Annotated in this window: 14 protein-coding genes; 8 read left to right on the top strand and 6 right to left on the bottom strand. The window is 69.8% G+C overall.

Annotated elements, in window-relative coordinates; genetic code table 11:
• The first annotated feature begins 53 nt into the window (after nucleotides 1-53).
• Together ACFWNN_RS27100 and ACFWNN_RS27095 are read left to right on the top strand one after the other, a co-directional pair.
• Nucleotides 54-848 carry a DUF3027 domain-containing protein gene (locus ACFWNN_RS27100; protein ID WP_382442744.1) on the top strand — a complete coding sequence of 265 codons (795 nt, stop codon included), beginning with the start codon at nucleotides 54-56 and terminating at the stop codon, nucleotides 846-848.
• Nucleotides 845-3619 carry a sacsin N-terminal ATP-binding-like domain-containing protein gene (locus ACFWNN_RS27095; protein ID WP_382442743.1) on the top strand — a complete coding sequence of 925 codons (2775 nt, stop codon included), beginning with the start codon at nucleotides 845-847 and terminating at the stop codon, nucleotides 3617-3619. The genes ACFWNN_RS27100 and ACFWNN_RS27095 overlap by 4 nt, the downstream gene beginning before the upstream one ends.
• On the opposite strand, the gene ACFWNN_RS27090 is transcribed toward ACFWNN_RS27095, so the two are convergent.
• Genes ACFWNN_RS27090 through ACFWNN_RS27080 form a run of 3 tightly spaced genes read right to left on the bottom strand, consistent with a single transcriptional unit; the run spans nucleotide 3585 to nucleotide 6805 of the window.
• A complete protein-coding gene (locus tag ACFWNN_RS27090) occupies nucleotides 3585-4847 on the bottom strand; it encodes an MFS transporter (protein ID WP_382442742.1) in 1263 nt (420 codons plus the stop codon). The two genes, ACFWNN_RS27095 and ACFWNN_RS27090, sit on opposite strands and share 35 nt — an antisense overlap.
• A gap of 58 nt (nucleotides 4848-4905) precedes the next feature.
• On the bottom strand, nucleotides 4906-5331 hold the full coding sequence (locus ACFWNN_RS27085; protein WP_382442741.1) for a MarR family winged helix-turn-helix transcriptional regulator: 426 nt from the start codon (nucleotides 5329-5331) through the stop codon (nucleotides 4906-4908).
• A 40-nt stretch (nucleotides 5332-5371) separates the two neighbouring features.
• Nucleotides 5372-6805: an NCS2 family permease gene (locus ACFWNN_RS27080; RefSeq protein ID WP_382442740.1), complete on the bottom strand. Its 1434-nt coding sequence runs from the start codon at nucleotides 6803-6805 to the stop codon at nucleotides 5372-5374.
• 16 nt (nucleotides 6806-6821) lie between these two features.
• Here ACFWNN_RS27080 and ACFWNN_RS27075 point away from each other — a divergent pair, with 16 nt between their 5' ends.
• Both ACFWNN_RS27075 and ACFWNN_RS27070 read left to right on the top strand, forming a co-directional pair.
• Nucleotides 6822-7088, top strand: a complete 267-nt coding sequence (locus ACFWNN_RS27075) for a DUF2530 domain-containing protein (protein ID WP_382442739.1) — start codon at nucleotides 6822-6824, stop codon at nucleotides 7086-7088.
• A 6-nt stretch (nucleotides 7089-7094) separates the two neighbouring features.
• Nucleotides 7095-7859 carry an ABC transporter permease gene (locus ACFWNN_RS27070; RefSeq protein WP_382442738.1) on the top strand — a complete coding sequence of 255 codons (765 nt, stop codon included), beginning with the start codon at nucleotides 7095-7097 and terminating at the stop codon, nucleotides 7857-7859.
• A 137-nt stretch (nucleotides 7860-7996) separates the two neighbouring features.
• On the opposite strand, the gene ACFWNN_RS27065 is transcribed toward ACFWNN_RS27070, so the two are convergent.
• Entirely contained in the window at nucleotides 7997-8620 is a 624-nt protein-coding gene (locus ACFWNN_RS27065; protein ID WP_382442737.1) for a superoxide dismutase, read from the bottom strand.
• An 86-nt stretch (nucleotides 8621-8706) separates the two neighbouring features.
• Between ACFWNN_RS27065 and ACFWNN_RS27060 the strand changes: the two genes are divergently transcribed.
• From ACFWNN_RS27060 to ACFWNN_RS27050, 3 genes are read left to right on the top strand one after another with little or no spacing between them, the layout of a single operon-like run.
• On the top strand, nucleotides 8707-10359 hold the full coding sequence (locus tag ACFWNN_RS27060; protein ID WP_382442736.1) for an ABC-F family ATP-binding cassette domain-containing protein: 1653 nt from the start codon (nucleotides 8707-8709) through the stop codon (nucleotides 10357-10359).
• Entirely contained in the window at nucleotides 10356-10766 is a 411-nt protein-coding gene (locus ACFWNN_RS27055) for a hypothetical protein (protein ID WP_382442735.1), read from the top strand. Before ACFWNN_RS27060 ends, ACFWNN_RS27055 begins: the two co-directional genes overlap by 4 nt.
• 55 nt (nucleotides 10767-10821) lie before the next feature.
• Nucleotides 10822-11805, top strand: coding sequence for a hypothetical protein (locus tag ACFWNN_RS27050; RefSeq protein ID WP_382442734.1), 984 nt, complete (start codon nucleotides 10822-10824; stop codon nucleotides 11803-11805).
• A 12-nt stretch (nucleotides 11806-11817) separates the two neighbouring features.
• On the opposite strand, the gene ACFWNN_RS27045 is transcribed toward ACFWNN_RS27050, so the two are convergent.
• A complete protein-coding gene (locus ACFWNN_RS27045) occupies nucleotides 11818-13314 on the bottom strand; it encodes a glutamate--cysteine ligase (protein ID WP_382442733.1) in 1497 nt (498 codons plus the stop codon).
• Between the two features lie 209 nt (nucleotides 13315-13523).
• Between ACFWNN_RS27045 and ACFWNN_RS27040 the strand changes: the two genes are divergently transcribed.
• Nucleotides 13524-14315 carry a TrmH family RNA methyltransferase gene (locus ACFWNN_RS27040; protein WP_382442732.1) on the top strand — a complete coding sequence of 264 codons (792 nt, stop codon included), beginning with the start codon at nucleotides 13524-13526 and terminating at the stop codon, nucleotides 14313-14315.
• Between the two features lie 51 nt (nucleotides 14316-14366).
• On the opposite strand, the gene ACFWNN_RS27035 is transcribed toward ACFWNN_RS27040, so the two are convergent.
• A complete protein-coding gene (locus ACFWNN_RS27035; protein ID WP_382442731.1) occupies nucleotides 14367-14975 on the bottom strand; it encodes a DUF2537 domain-containing protein in 609 nt (202 codons plus the stop codon).
• Nucleotides 14976-15738 lie beyond the last annotated feature (763 nt).

Here is a 15738-nt window from a genome sequence, read left to right as displayed (position 1 = left end):
GGAGGGTGGCACGAGTTTTCGTCCCGGCGAAGTCCTGCGGCACAATTCAGCTCGTGAACGCCACGCAACTGCTCGCCGACGCCGTTGACCTCGCCCGCGAAGCAGCGCAGGACGAAGCAGGCTTGGAACGCGTCGGTGCTCACGTGGGGGTGCTCGGCGAGGACGAGTACTCCGTCACGCACCTCTTCGACGCCGAGCACGCCGGCTACCGCGGCTGGACCTGGGCGGTGACCGTCGCCTACGCGGGCGAGGGCTCCCCGGTCTCGGTCAGCGAGGTCGTGCTGCTGCCCGGCCAGGACGCGCTGGTCGCCCCGGAGTGGGTCCCGTGGAGCGAACGGGTCCGCGCCGGTGACCTGGGCGTCGGCGACCTGCTGCCGCCCCGTGAGAACGACCCGCGCCTGGTCGAGGCGTACGTGCAGTCCGACGACCCCGCCGTCGAGGAGGTGGCGCTGGAGATCGGCCTCGGCCGCACCCGCGTCCTGTCCCGCGAGGGCCGCCTGGACGCCGCCGACCGCTGGGCGACCTCGGACTTCGGCCCGCGCTCCGACATGGCCCGCAGCGCCCCCGCGCACTGCGGCACCTGCGGTTTCTACACGCGCGTCGCCGGTGCGTTCGGCGCGGCGTTCGGTGTGTGCGCGAACGAGATCGCGCCCGCCGACGGCCACGTCGTGCACGTCGAGTACGGCTGCGGCGCGCACTCGCAGGTCGAGGTCGACATGGGCTCGATCGTGCCCGTCGCGGACCTGGTCTACGACGACGCGCAGCTCGAGGTCGTGGAGACCGAGGTCGTCGTTCCGGCGCCCGCCGAGTCCGCCGAGTCCGTCGACGCGGCGAGCGTCTCGGAGTGACCGACCCGTTCGGCACCGAGGTCCTGCGCGCCTCGGTCCTCGCGGCGTGGCGTGGTTCGCCCACCCGGTTCCGCGAGGACGCCAACGCCGAGGAGGACCTGCGGCTCGGCGGCTACCGCGACCGGCTGCTGGTCGAGCTCGCCCAGAACGCGGCCGACGCGGCGGGCGACGAGCCCGGTGTGTTGCGGATCACGCTGGTCGACGGTGAGCTGCGCGCCGCGAACACCGGCGCCGCCCTGACCGAGGCCGGTGTCGCCGCGCTGGCGTCGCTGCGGGCCTCGTCGAAGGAGTCCGGCGTCGGCCAGTTCGGCGTGGGCTTCGCGGCCGTGCTGGCGGTGTCCGACGCGCCGCGCGTGATCTCCACGTCCGGCGGTGTCGAGTTCTCCGCCGAACGCACCCGTGCCGAGGTGCCCGAGCTCGCCTCCGAACGCGGCGGCGACGTGCCGGTGCTGCGGCTGGTGTGGCCGGTCGCCGAGACCGTGCCGGACGGCTTCACGACCGAGGTCAGGCTGCCGCTGAAGGTCGATCTCGCGCTGGAGGACCTGGCGGAGGAAGTCCCGGACCTGCTGCTGGCGTTGCCCGGCCTGCGCCGCATCGAGGTCGGTACCCAGTCCTGGGAACGCTTCGTCACGGCGGACGGCGTGGTCACCGTCGGTTCGGCGCGCTGGCTGGTCGAACGCGCGGTCGGCGAGCTGCCCACCGAGTTGGTGCAGGGCGTCGAACACCGTCCGCAGTGGACCGTCTCGTGGGCGTACCCGCTGGACGAGCCGCTGGGCGAGGACGTGCTGCACGCGCCGACCCCGACCGACGAACGCCTGTCGCTGCCCGCCCGCCTGATCGCCACGCTGCCGGTCGAGCCGTCGCGCCGCCGCATCCTGCCCGGCCCCGCCGCCTGGTCGGTGCTGGACGCCGCCGCCGAGGCCTACCCGGCCCTGATCGCACGGATCCCGGCCGTCGAACGCACCGCGCTGGTGCCGCTGCCCGGCTTCCCCCTGTCCGAAGTGGACGATCGACTCCGCACGGCGCTGCTGCGCTCGTTGCGCGCCTCGGCCTGGCTGCCGCTCGCCTCCGGTGAGTGGATCGAGCCGTCCCGCGCCCGCGTCCTGGACGTCGGCTCCGAGGAACTGGTCGACCTGGTCGAGGACGCCCTGCCGGGCCTGCTCGACGCCGAGCTCTCCGCACCGGTGCACGCGAAGGCGTTGGCAGCGCTGGAGGTCCCGCGCGTGACGACGGCCGAGGTCGTCGCCGCACTGGCCGGCGTCTCCGGTGACCCGGGCTGGTGGCGGGACGTCTACGCCGCCTTCGAGCCGCTCGCCGAGGTCGACCCGGACGTGCGCGAGGCGTTGCAGTCGCTGCCCGTGCCGCTGGCCGACGGCCGCACCGTGACGGGCCCGCGCACCACCCTGATCGCCGACGAGCCGCTGCCCGGCCTGCGCGTCGTCCACCCGGACGCCGTGCACCCGCTGCTGGTCCGTCTCGGCGCCGTCGAAGCAGGCGCCTCCGAACTGCTGGCCGACCCGCAGCTGCGCGAGAACGTGGCGCGCTCGCTGGAGGACGCCGAGGCAGGCCTCGACGGCGAGGACCTGATCGAGACCGTGCTCCGGCTGGTGGACCGCGCGGCCGTGCGAGCGGGCGAGGAACCGTGGCTCGGCGCCCTGGCGTTGCCCGACTCCGGCGGCGAGTGGCACCGCGCCGACGAGCTCCTGCTGCCCGACTCACCGCTGGTCGGCGTGGTCGAGGCGGACGCGTTCCCGGTGCTGTCCAAGGAGATCGCCGAGACCTACCCGCGTGCCGCCCTGGTGGCCGTGGGCGTGGTCGACGGCTTCTCCCTGGTGATCGACGACGAACCGTCCGGCGCCGACCACGACCTGCCGGACGAGTCCGCGTGGTGGTCGTCGACCCCGGACGAGCCGCGCCGGGTCGTGGCCGTGCGCGACCTCGACCTGGTCGCCGACTGGCCCGCCGCACTGCGTTTGCTCGCCTCCGACCCGGTCACCTGGCGCGCCGTCACCGAACCCGACGGCTACACGGGCTGGTGGATCGCCCGGCACGCGTCGCTGGCCGGCAAGGCCCCGCGCGAGTACCGCCTCGCTGACGCGACCCTGCTGGACGGCCTCTTCGACACCGTGCCCGACCTCGAACTGCCCGAGCACGTGCTGCGCGCGGCCGGCGTCCGGTCCCGGCTGGAGATCTGGGACGACGACGATGCCGAGTTCGTGCTGGACCGCCTCGGCGACGCCGACCGCGTGATCGCCGACGCCGTCGTGCTGCGTGCCTACGCGGCGCTGCCCGAGGGCGATTTCGCGCCGCCGGAACGGGTGCGTGTGCTGTCCGGCACCGTGGCCGCCGCGGACGACGTCGTGGTGCTCGACCACCCGTGGTTGATGGGCGTCGCCCCGGCCGATCGCGTGCTGCTGGCGGACGGCTCGGAGGAGCTGGCCGACCTGCTCGACCTGGCGCTGGCCTCGGAGGAGTTCGACGGGTCACCGGACCACGTCGGCGAGTTCGTGTCGTGGCGTGATCTCGGGGCCGTGCGCAAGGCGTGCGAGCTGCTGGAGGTCGAGCTGCCGGACGGCGTGGTCGTCGTGCACGACGAGCTGCACGTGGACGGTCAGCGCGTCGAGTGGTGGATGGTGGACGGGGTCCCGCACGCCGCGGACACGCCGGAGGGCCTCTCGCGGGCGCTGGCGTGGGTGACGGAGCGCTGGGACGACCGGCACGCGTTCGCCGCGCTGATCAGCGATCCGACGGCTGCAACTCTGCTGGGCTGATCTCGGCGGCGAAGCCGCGCCTGCGCAGGCGCGGCTTCGCGATGTCGCCGCGCCGCACCAGGATGATCCACGCGGCGATCGTCACGACCATCGACACGGCACCGCCGATGATGATCGGCGCCCGGCCGTTGATCTCGCCGAGCCATCCCATCAACGGCCCGCCGACGGGGTTCCCGCCCAGGAACACCAGCATGTAGATGCCCATCACGCGGCCGCGCATCTCCGGTTCGACGGCCAGCTGGATGGTCGCGTTGGCGGTGGTGTTGAACGTCATCATCGCGACACCGACCGGGATCATCATCAGACCGGTGAGCAGCATCGTCGGCATCATCCCGGAGATGATCTCCAGCACGCCGAACACCACACCGGACCCGATGAACACGGTCATCTTCGGCGTCTTCCGCTTCGCCGCCAGGGTCGCACCGGCCAGCGTTCCGACCGCGATCAACGTCGACAGGAGCCCGTACGCGTCGGCATCGCCGCCGAAGACGTTGCGCGCCATGATCGCGAGCGTCATGTAGAAGTTCATGCCGAACGTGGCGATGAAGAACACCAGCAGCATGACCGTCATCAGATCCGGGCGACTGCGCACGTAACGCAGGCCGGACAGCAGCTGGCCCTTCTCACGCGGCAGCGGATCGGAGCGCATCAGCTGCTTCGTGCGCATCAGCCAGATGCCGCCGACCACGCCCACGAAGCTGATGGCGTTGGCGAGGAAGACCCAGCCGGTGCCGATGGCCACGATCGTCACGCCCGCGATGGCCGGGCCGATGATGCGCGCGAGGTTGAACATCATCGAGTTGATCGCCACGGCGTTGGTCAGCTGATCACGGCCGACCATCTCCACGACGAACGACTGGCGCACGGGCGTCTCGACCGCGGAGAAGGCACCCAAAAGCAGACACAGCAGATAGACGTGCCAGAGCTGCGCGATCCCGAAGACGTCCAACAGACCCAGGGCCAGGGCGCAGACCCCGAGCGCGGACTCCAGCCAGAGCAGGAGCTTGCGCTTGTCCATGCGGTCGGCGAGGACGCCGCCCCACATCGACAGCAGCAGGACGGGCAGGAACTGGAGCGAGGCGGCGAAGCCGAGGGCGATGGGGGAGCCGTTGGACAGTTCCAGGACCAGCCAGTCCTGGGCCACGCGCTGCATCCACACGCCGACCAGCGAGATGATCTGGCCGGAGGCGTACAGGCGATAGTTGTATATGCCTAACGATCCGAACATTCCGGTACGACGAGGTGGCGAACTGTCTGCTCCACCACCCGCGTAACCCGACACGTTCTTACTGACCCGCCATCCTGTCGATGATGTCGGCGGCCCGTGTGAGCAGTTCCCGTTCCTCCGGGTCCAGCTCGGCCAGCCGCTTGTCCAGCCACGCTTCGCGGGCCGTGATCTCGTCTTCCAGGTACGACAAGCCTTCGCGCGTGAGCTCGACGATGGCTTGACGGCCGTCGGTGGGGTGCGGGCTGCGCGTGGCGAACCCGAACTCCTCCAGGGCGGCGATCACGCGCGTCATCGACGGCGGCTGCACGCCTTCCTTGGCCGCTAGCTCTCCCGGGGTCAGCGGTCCGCACTTGTGCAGAGTGGACAGCGCTGACACCTGCGTGAGCGACACCGCGGAGTTGGTGCGCTGCGCCCGCAGGCGACGGTTGAGGCGAACGACGGCAAGCCTCAGCCTGCTCGCCAGTCCGTGCTGATCGGTCGCCACGTAGTTAGCATACCTCACGAAATAGTTTCCTGCCGAAAGGTCAGCTCAGCAGGCTCTGGATCGGGCCCAATGCGAAGTAGACGACGAAAGCGCCCGCCACGATCCACATCAGCGCGTGAATTTCGCGAGCTTTGCCCGTCAACGCCTTGAGCAGCACGTAGCTGACGAAGCCGGCGCCGATGCCGTTCGCGATCGAGTAGGTGAACGGCATGACGACGATCGTGAGGAACGCCGGCAGGGCGATGGTGAAGTCGGTGAAGTCGATCTCACGGACCTGCATCATCATCAACGCGCCGACGATGACCAACGCCGGTGCGGCCGCTTCGATCGGCACGACCTCGTAGAGCGGCGTGAAGAACATCGCGAGCAGGAACAGCACGCCCGTCACGACGTTGGCGAGACCGGTCCGCGCGCCTTCCGCGATGCCGGACGCCGACTCGATGTAGACGGTGTTGGACGAGCTCGACGCGGCACCACCGGCGACGGCACCCAGGCCGTCCACGAACAACGCCTTGCTGACGTTGGGCAGCTGACCGTCCTTGTCGATCAGCCCGCCCTCCTTGCCGAGGCCGGTCATCGTGCCGACGGTGTCGAAGAAGTCGGTCAGGACCAGCGTGAACACGATCAACGCGGCGGCCAGCGCCGGGATCCGCGTCCACGCGCCGAACGACACCTCGCCGAGCAGGCTGAGGTCCGGCACGCCGAAGACCTGGTCGGGCAGCGCGGGGTAGCCGAGGTTCCAGCCCTTGGCGTTGACGCCCGCCGACGGCCCGGCCTTGACCACCGCTTCGAGCACGATCGCGAAGATCGCCGTGGCCACGATGCCGATGAGGATCGCGCCCTTCACCCGGCGCGCGAACAGCACACCCGTGAGCACCAGCCCGACCACGAACACCAGCGTCGGCCAGCTCGCGATCGACCCGTTGATGCCGAGCCCGACCGGCACGGTGGTGTTGGCGGCGTCCGGCAGGCGGCGCACGAACCCGGCGTCCACGAGCCCGATGAAGCAGATGAACAGACCGATGCCGACGGCGATCGCGGCCTTCAGCTCGTTCGGCACGGCGTTGAACACGGCGGTCCGCACACCCGTGACGACCAGCAGCAGCACCACGAGACCGTTGACGAGGATCAGGCCCATCGCCTCTGGCCAGGTGACCTTGGCGGCGACGCTGACCGCGACGAACGAGTTGATGCCCAGGCCCGTGGCCAGCGCGAACGGGTAGTTGGCGATCAGTCCGAAGAGGATGGTCATCACGCCGGCGACCAGCGCCGTCACCGCCGCGACCTGCCCGACGGGGAGGATGTTGCCGAGCACGTCGGGGTGCGATCCGGGACCGCTCGGCGCGAAGCTGCCGATGATCAGCGGGTTCAGCACGACGATGTAGGCCATCGTGAAGAAGGTCACGACGCCACCGCGGACCTCGCGCGCCACGGTCGACCCGCGCTCGGAAATCTTGAAGAACCCGTCCAGCATCTGGTCTCCTATCGATGTGTCCGAACGCGACTCCGCCCCACCGCACCCGCCGGCGCTGCCGCACAGGCTGGCAGACCCCGTGCCCGTCGTGCTGGGTGGTACCGCGCTGTGGTTCCTCGGATTTCTGGTCGTCTTGATCTTCGACCGCGAGAACAGCACGCTGCTCTGGACGACCCTGTCCGGCGGTCTGCTCGGGATCATCGGGTACGGAGTCTTCTACTGGCAACGCCGAGCTGCGAGGCGAGGGTCACGCGGGGCCCAGCAGGGTCTCGAAGACGCGTAGCCGCCCGTGGTCCTCGTCGCCGACTGGGTCCGGCTGCTGATCGTCTGCGTCGTCTTCGTGGCCGCCGCCGTCGCGATCGCGCACTACACCCGCCTCACCAGCCCGAAGCCGTTCCTCGGCGCGGCCGCCCGAGGGGTTCTCCAGCTCGCCGCCGTGTCCGCGGTGATCACCTTCGTGCTGACCCACCTGGGCCTCACCTGGGCGTTCCTCGTCGTGATGGCCGTGGTCGCCACGGCGACATCGGCGGCCCGAACGGGCACCGGCCGCAAGGGTTTCTGGGTAGCCGCGGCGATTCTCGTGGGCACGGTCCCGGCACTCGGCCTGCTGCTCGCCATCGGCCTGCTGCCCGTCCAGGGCATCGCGTTGATCCCTGTCGGCGGCATCCTCATCGGCGGCGCGATGACCGCCACCACTCTTTCCGCCCGCAGGGCCCTCGACGCGTTGCACGAGCGGTACGGCGAGTACGAGGCCGCGCGCGCGTTGGGCTTCCACGAACGGGACGCGGTCTGCCTGATCATCCGGCAGCCGGCCGCCGAGGCGTTGATCCCGGCGCTCGACCAGACCAGGACGGTCGGGCTGGTCACCCTTCCGGGTGCTTTCGTCGGCATGCTGCTCGGCGGTGCGCCGGTGTGGCAGGCGGGCGCCCTGCAGATCGTGGTGCTCCTGGCCCTGCTGGCGGTCGAAGCGGCCGCTGTCGCGACCGTGGTCGAGCTCGTCGCGAGGCGGCTGATCAGGAGGGCTTCCCAAGGAAGCGAAGTTAGGCTAACCTAAGTCTCGTCGCTTCGTGGTGGGAGCGGCAGTCAGTTCGGGAACGGACGAGGCCCCCCTCTGGGCAGAGGGGGGCCTCGTCGTATTCGGCAGCGGGAGCTTGTCGGAGCATCCACCGCCGAAGCATCAGTGCCGTGTCATCAGGGCAGCAGCAGGCCGTTCTGGCCGCCGCGCGCCGCCTCGAAGCGGGCGGAGACGTCCTCCCAGTTGACGACGTTCCACAGCGCCGAGATGTAGTCGGCCTTCAGGTTGCGGTACTGCAGGTAGTACGCGTGCTCCCAGATGTCGAACGCGAGCAGCGGCGTGACCGCGATCGACAGGTTCGAGTGGTGGTCCTTCAGCTGCAGCGTGATCAGCTTCTGGGCGATCGGCTCCCAGGCGAGGATGCCCCAGCCGGAGCCCTGGATGGACGACGCGGCGGCGTTGAGCTGGCCGCGGAACTTGTCGAACGAGCCGAAGTGCTCGTCGATGGCCGCCGCGAGCTCGCCGACCGGCTTGTCGCCGCCGTTGGGGGAGAGGTTCTTCCACCACACCTGGTGCAGCGCGTGGCCCGCCAGGTGGAACGCCAGCGTGGTCTCCAGGCCGACGATCGAGCCGAACGACTCCTTGTCGCGGGCTTCGGCGATCTGCTCGATCGTGTCGTTCGCGCCCTTGACGTACGCCGCGTGGTGCTTGCCGTGGTGCAGCTCGTTGATCTCACCGATGATCGCCGGCTCGAGGTCGCCGTAGTCGTAGTCGAGATCCGGCAGCACGTACTGGCCCATGACAACTCCTGCAATCTCTTGGTATCTGCAACTTACTAGCAATAAGGGTGAGTAAACCAGTTGTGCGGGGCCGTAGCGTCATGGGCGTGTCCGTGCTGACAGCCAGGAATATTTCGCTGTCGTTCGGTCCGAGGACCGTGATCTCGGAGGTTGATTTCGATGTTTCGCCTGGTGACCGCGTAGGCCTGATCGCGCCCAACGGCGTCGGCAAGTCCACGTTGCTCCGCCTGCTCTCCGGTGAGCTGCTGCCGGAATCCGGTTCTGTCTCAAGCACCGGGACCGTCGCGCACCTGACGCAGGAGACCCTCCACTTAACTGGAGAGTCGCTCCGCGACCACCTCGCCCGTCGCACCGGCGTCGCCGAGGCCGAGCGGTGGCTGCAACGCGAGGCCGAGGCTTTGGCCGACGGTGGCGGCGAGCAGTACTCCGATGCCTTCGACCACTGGACCGCCATCGGTGCCGGTGACTTCGACGAACGCGCCGAGGTCGTCTGCCAGCGCCTCGGGCTGCCCGCCGACCTGCTGGACGGCCGGGCTCCCGACGAGTTGTCCGGTGGACAGCAGGCACGGCTGCGTTTGGCCGCCGTGCTGCTGACGCGCGCCGACGTGCTGTTGCTGGACGAGCCGACCAACGACCTCGACGCGGCCGGGCTCGACCTGCTGGAGTCCCACGTCGTCGGCTACCAGGGCGCGATCGTGCTGGTCAGCCACGACCGGGAGTTCCTCGCGCGCACCACGACCGCGATCGCCGAGCTCGACGAGTTCAGCCACAGGATCACCGTGTTCGGTGGCGGCTGGGACGCGTACGTCGACGAGAAGGCGAACGCGGACCGTCGTGCGCACGAGGAGTACGAGGTCTACGAGACCAAGCGCGCCGAGCTCACCCAGCGCAGCCGCCAGGTCAGGGAGTGGTCGCGCAAGGGCGTGCGCCGGGCCAAGAGCGCCAAGATGCTCAACGACGAACCCGACCGCAACGTCCGGGCGGGCCACAAGCGCGGCGCCGAGAGCCTGACCGCCAAAGCGTCCGTTGTGGACCGTGAGCTGGCGCGGCTGGAGGAGGTCGAGGAGCCGCGCGAGGCGTGGGAGCTCCGGCTCACCCTGCCGTCCGCCGGCCGGGGCAGCTCGATCGCGTTCACGTTGCGCGGGGCCGTGGTCAGCCGCGGCGACGTCACGCTCGGGCCGGTCGACCTCACCATCGGCGCGGGCGAGCGGTGGCGCCTCGTCGGTCCCAACGGCAGCGGCAAGTCGACGTTGCTCGGCGCGTTGCTCGGCCGGATTCCCTTGCGGGAAGGTGACAGGTCCATCGGGCCGGGTGTCGTCGTCGGCGAGGTGGACCAGCTGCGGGCCGAGTTCGCGAGCGACGCCAGCGCGTTGCGGATCGTTGCCGACGCGACCGGACTCCAGGACGTCGAGGTGCGCACGCTGCTGGCGAAATTCCGGCTCGGCGCCGACGCGGTGCTGCGACCCGCCCGCGAGCTGTCACCGGGCGAACGCACCCGCGCCGGCCTGGCGTTGCTCCAGGCGCGGGGCACGACCTCTTTGGTGCTCGACGAACCGACCAACCACCTCGACCTGCCGGCCATCGAACAGCTCGAACAGGCCTTGGAAACGTACGAAGGAACGTTGCTGCTGGTCACGCACGATCGGCGGCTCGCTTCGGCCGTGCGGGTGGATCATGAGATCGACGTCCGCGACCTTCTCACGTTTCCTCGTGTGAAGGGTGGAAGATATGACGCATGACCACCGAGGAGGACTGGCCGGTCGAACAGACCTGGTCGATGCGCAACACCCACTGGCACGCCTATGTGGAGCACACGTCACTCGATCACGCCTCTCCTCGGCAGGTTCGGCTCGAACGCACCCCTGAGGAAGTCCTGACGTCGCCGGACGAGGTCGCCGCGTGGCTGGAGGTCAACCTCCGCAGCGCCACGCGGCCGGAGGAGACCGGCAAGAAGCGGGTCAAGGACGAACGCGACTTCACCGACTCCAACCGGGTGCACGCCTCGCTGGCGTCGCGCGGCGAGTCGATCTACACGGGAGTGAAGGGCGAGCTGACGCTGGCGGTCGAGGCCGTCACGCCGGACGAGTGCCGCACCTCCCACGACGGTGCGGACGTCGCCCCGCTGAAGTCGGGCCGCCGCCGCTAGCAGACCTGAGGGCTGGACGGCACCGCTAGATTCGAACCCTGGGGTTGGGGGTTCGATGAAGCGTTTCCTGCCCGTGCTGGGTGCGTCGGCGTTGCTGGTCGCGATTCTCGGACTCGTTGTGTGGCAACGACCTGACGCACCCGCGGAGGCCATCGTCCAGGGCGACGTCGTGGTGCAGTTCGCGAACGGCGTGACGATGTGGCGTCCCGGCGAGCGGGAGACGCCGGTGGTGAAGCAGGTGCTGCGGGAGCTCGGCGTCGCCGGGTTGTCCCCGGACGGGCTCCGCGCGGCGGGTGGCGGCGTGGTGGTCACGACGATCGACTCGAGGGCGCAGGGCGCCGCGAACGAGTTGATCAACCAGTTCTCGCTGCAGAAGCCGGGGTCGTACCTGCAGCAGTCGATCACCGCCGTGGACCCGGTGAACGGCGCCGTGCGGGCGTACGTGTCGCGGGAAGGCCACCCCCAGGACTACGCGGGCGGGATCGTGCGCGCGGCCGGGACCGCGTTGCGGCCGTTCGGGTCGGCGGAGGTCGCGCGGGCGGCGGGAGTGCCGGAGTTCGCCGAGGTGGACGGCAAGATCATGGCCCTGCTCGCCGACGACGAGGAGTTGTTGCGGCCGCTCGACCTCGCGAGCGCCTACGCGACGCTCGGCGCTGACGGTGTGCGCCATCGGGCGCACTTCGTCACGCACGTCACCGACGCCAGTGGCAGGACGGTGTACCGGGCGGCGACCGCGGGGCGGCCGATGTTCGAGGGCGATCCGGTGCGCAGCAAGGAGTTCGCGGCTCGGGTCAACGAGGAGCTGCGCGCCGACCCGTTGTGCGGGATCCCGCAGGACGCGGCGTGCCTGCCCGCCGAGAAGTGGTCGCGCAAGGTCGTGGAGCACGCCTGGATGATCGGCTACACGCCGCGGTTGTCGATCGTCGTGTTCATCGGCTCCGACACCCTGGTCGCCGACAGGCTGGGCAACCCCGTCACGGGGACGGGCCTGCCCAGCGAGCACCTGCGGGCGTTCCAGGAGAAGCTGATGAACTGGTGACGTCCGGCGCGACTAGCCGACGTGCCAGGTGTGCACGGGTTCGCCCGCGTGCATCAGCTCCATGTACCGCTTGAGCATGCCGGACAGGGCGGCGTCCCTCGACAGGCCCCGTTCCTCCAGCAGCGCAACGGTTTCCCGCTGCCACGACGATCCCGTGCGCCGCGCGAGGCAGCGCTGCTCGATCACCCCGAGGTAGCGTTCGCGGGCCTCGTCGGAGACGCCGCAGTCGCGCAGGCCGTCGTGCGCCATCGGCAGCAGGCGGCGCAGCACCAGCTCGTCCGGCGGGATCCAGCCGATGCCCGGCCAGTACAGCTGGGCGTTCATGCCGTGCCTGGCCCCGGTGTAGAGGTTCTCCTCCGCCGCCTGGAACGACATCTGCGTCCACAGTGGACGTTCCTGGGCGGTGAGCGCGCGCTGGGCGCCGTAGAAGAAGGCGGCGTTGGCCATCGTGTCGAGCACCGTGGGACCGGCGGGCAGGACCCGGTTCTCGACGCGCAGGTGCGGCACTCCGTCAACGACGTCGTAGACGGGGCGGTTCCAGCGCCAGATCGTGCCGTTGTGCAGGCGCAGCTCGGAAAGCCTCGGCGCACCACCGGCTTCGAGGACCTCCAACGGGTCCTCGTCGTCGGTTTCCGGCAGCAGGCTGGGGAAGTAGCGCACGTTCTCCTCGAACAGGTCGAAGATCGACGTGATCCACCGTTCACCGAACCACACGCGCGGCCGGACGCCCTGGTTCTTGAGCTCGTCCGGACGGGTGTCCGTGGCCTGCTCGAACAGCGGGATGCGGGTCTCGTGCCAGAGCGCCTTTCCCAGCAGGAAAGCCGAGTTCGCGGCGATCGCGACCTGCACGCCGGCGAGGCACTGGGCGGCGTTCCAGTGCGCGGCGAAGTGCGTCGGCTCGACCTGCAGGTGCAGCTGCACCGAGGTGCACGCGGCCTCCGGCAGGATCGACTCCGCGTAGCTCAGCAGCTTCTCGGGTGTCTTGCCCGGCATCGCCGGGCCTTCCATGCGCAGCACCATCTCTTCGCCGCGAGCCTTGAAGATGGTGTCGTTGAGCAGCGCGTACCGCGGCGCCTCGGAGAGCCACTTGCGGTCGAAGTGCCGCTCCCGCAACGTGGGCAGCACCCCGATCATGGCGAGGTTGGCGCCGACGTCGTTGGCCTTGGAGTCCGCGTTGTCGAGCGACGTGCGCAACTCCTCTTCCAGGCCGAGCATCTCACCCCCCGCGAGCTCACGAGGGGGAACGTTGATCTCCAGGTTCTGCTGACCCAGTTCCAGCGTGTAGGACGGGTCGTCGATCTTCTCCAGCACCTCCGAGTTCGCCATCGCCGGCCGCATCGCGTCGTCGACGAGGTTCAACTCGATTTCGAGCCCCATCTGCCGACGGGGAAAGGAAAACGTGTCTTCGGCCAGCATCGTGGCCAGTGCGTCGAGACTCCGCTGCATCTTCTCCCGGTAACGCTGGCGGTCGTCTCTGGTGAAAGTGCGGCTGGACACTTCACTTCCCATGCCGCTACCCCTTCGCTCGGCGCCGGTGGGCGCGGGCCAGGCGGAACGACCAACGTGACACAGCCGAAACCTCCTTTACATCGCCCAAATCGGTGCTCTCTGTCACGTCGGGGTAACAACCAGCGATCATCCGCTGGTCGGGCGTGTGCGGTTCCGCCCTCCGGACTACCTCGCCTGTTCCACCCCGGCCCGGATGCGAAACTTCCGGCGTGGCAGACGTGATCGAGATCAACGACCCGGCCGACCCCCGGCTGGACGACTTCCGCGACCTCTCAACAGCCGACCGCAGGCCGGACCGCCCAGGCGGACGAGGCCTCGTCATCGCCGAGGGCGTGGTCGTCGTGGAACGTCTGCTGGCGTCGCCGTACCCGGTGCGCGGGCTGCTCGGGGTACGACGCCGAATCGAGGCTCTGGACCTTTCTGACCTGGACGTTCCCGCCTACGTGACCTCTGCAGAGGTTATGGCGTCGGCCGTAGGTTTCCACTTGAACCGGGGTGTACTGGCTGCCGCGGACCGGGCCCCCGCGGTGTCCTTCGAGTCGTTGGTGTCCGGGGCTCAGCGGCTCGCCGTCCTGGAGGGCGTCGGCGACCACGAGAACCTGGGATCGATCTTCCGCAACGCCGCCGCACTGGGCGTCGACGGGGTCGTGCTGGGCCCCGGCTGCAGCGACCCCCTGTACCGCCGCAGCGTGCGCGTCTCGATGGGCCACGTGCTGCGCGTGCCGTTCGCTACCACGGATGAGTGGCCCGCGGCGCTGAACCTGTTGCGGCAAAAGGGTTACACGATTGCCGCTCTCACACCCCGAGCGTCAGCGCTGCACCTCGCGGACGCGGGGCTGCGCGGTCGGCGGGTGGCCGTGCTGCTGGGGTCGGAGGGGCCGGGGCTGAGCGAGGAGGCGATCGCCGCCGCCGACCTGGCCGTGCGCATTCCGATGTCGTCCGGGGTGGATTCCCTGAACGTGGCCACGGCCGGGGCCGTGGCGTTCTACGCGTTGCTCTGAGGGTGTGAAGGTTGTGAGGGTGCTGAGGGTTCCAAGCGTTTGCTTGAGGGTTCAGAGGAGCGTCAGGATCAGGGAGAGCCAGGCGACCAGGACTCCTGTGACGACGCCGTACGCGACCCAGCGCCACACCGGGACCCTGCGGCCCAGCCAGACGCTCGGGGCGAGGCCGCCGACCACGAGGACGTTGGCGACCAAGGCCAGCCAGCGGCTCGTCTCGCCCAGGCCGAGCGAGAGGGACACGACCGTCACCGTGACGATGGCCGCCGTGATGAGGCTGACCGTCAGGCCCGTTCCCCACGGGGTGGGCTCGGGCTCTTCGGTGTCGGGCTCCGGCTCGGCGTAGGCAGGTTCGGCCGCGGGCTGTTCCGGGGCGTCGACGCTCACCAGTTCGCCGCTCACCGGGTCGGTGTAGCTGACCTGGGAGTTCATGACGGTGGCGATGCGGATGGCCAGTTGCTTGCCCCGGCGGGCGACCAGGGCGTTCGCCACGCCGTCCTGCGGGGTCTCGGTTCGGGTGACCGCGTCGGCCACCTTCGCCCACTCGTGGAGGGCTTCGGCCAGGTCGGCGCCCAGGGGCAGGCTGTGCGGGTCGACCTCGCGTTCGCCGGACTCGTCTTCGCCGGCGAGCACGGCGCGGCCGTCCCGGACTCGCAACTCCACTGGGCCCTCCTCGGTCTGGAGCTTTCGTGCCAGAACCTATCGGATGGGGGTGGGGGCGGGTTGGCACCGAAGGCTGGGAGTTCGCGGGCCAAGAGCAAAAGCCAAGACCTGGACGAGCGTGGTCCATGCATCGCCGCTTCGCGTCGATAGAGATCGGGGCTTGACTTCGGGGCCCTTGCGAGGCGCTCATCGGCCGGAAAAGGCCGGGCTGAAAAGCGCCCGGCCGAGCTCTCGAAGCTAGCACCTCGCACCCAAAGTCAAGCCCCGATCTCAAGCGTGCGTGGTTGCGTTTGTGCTGCTACGTCACGTCATTACCGGTTGCCGTGATGAGCCCAGGAGGGACGCCTCGCCTTCGGCATTGCGCTTGCGGCAAGGTAGCTCGGCTACGCCATCGCGGACCTTGCGCTCAGACGGGCTCGCCTTCGGCTTCGCATGTCCTCAAGCCATTGGTACCCGGCAAGGTCCACCCGTCTTGGCTCACCACGGACCCATGCGCTCAGCCGCCACGTCCCGGCCGCTGCGCACAGCAACCTTGCCCCGGCCGCTGCCTTCGGCCACCCCATCCCGGCCATTGCGCTTGGTGACCTCGCCTCGCCCGGCCGTTGCACTCGGGGCGCCGTGCCTGGCCTCGGGTCGGGAGCGTGAGGTGGCGGTGGGGCCCCCGACCCCGAGGGGGGGACGCCACCAGCCCGCCGAGGGGGCGGAGGGGGCGCCCGGCCGGGGGAAAGCCCCCCAACCGCCCCCCCCCCCGCAACACAACCCC

The sequence above is a fragment of the Lentzea sp. NPDC058450 genome (assembly GCF_042721395.1).
Taxonomy (GTDB): domain Bacteria; phylum Actinomycetota; class Actinomycetes; order Mycobacteriales; family Pseudonocardiaceae; genus Lentzea.
Note: the sequence above shows the minus strand (reverse complement) of the source record. Positions and strands in the feature narration are given on the sequence as shown.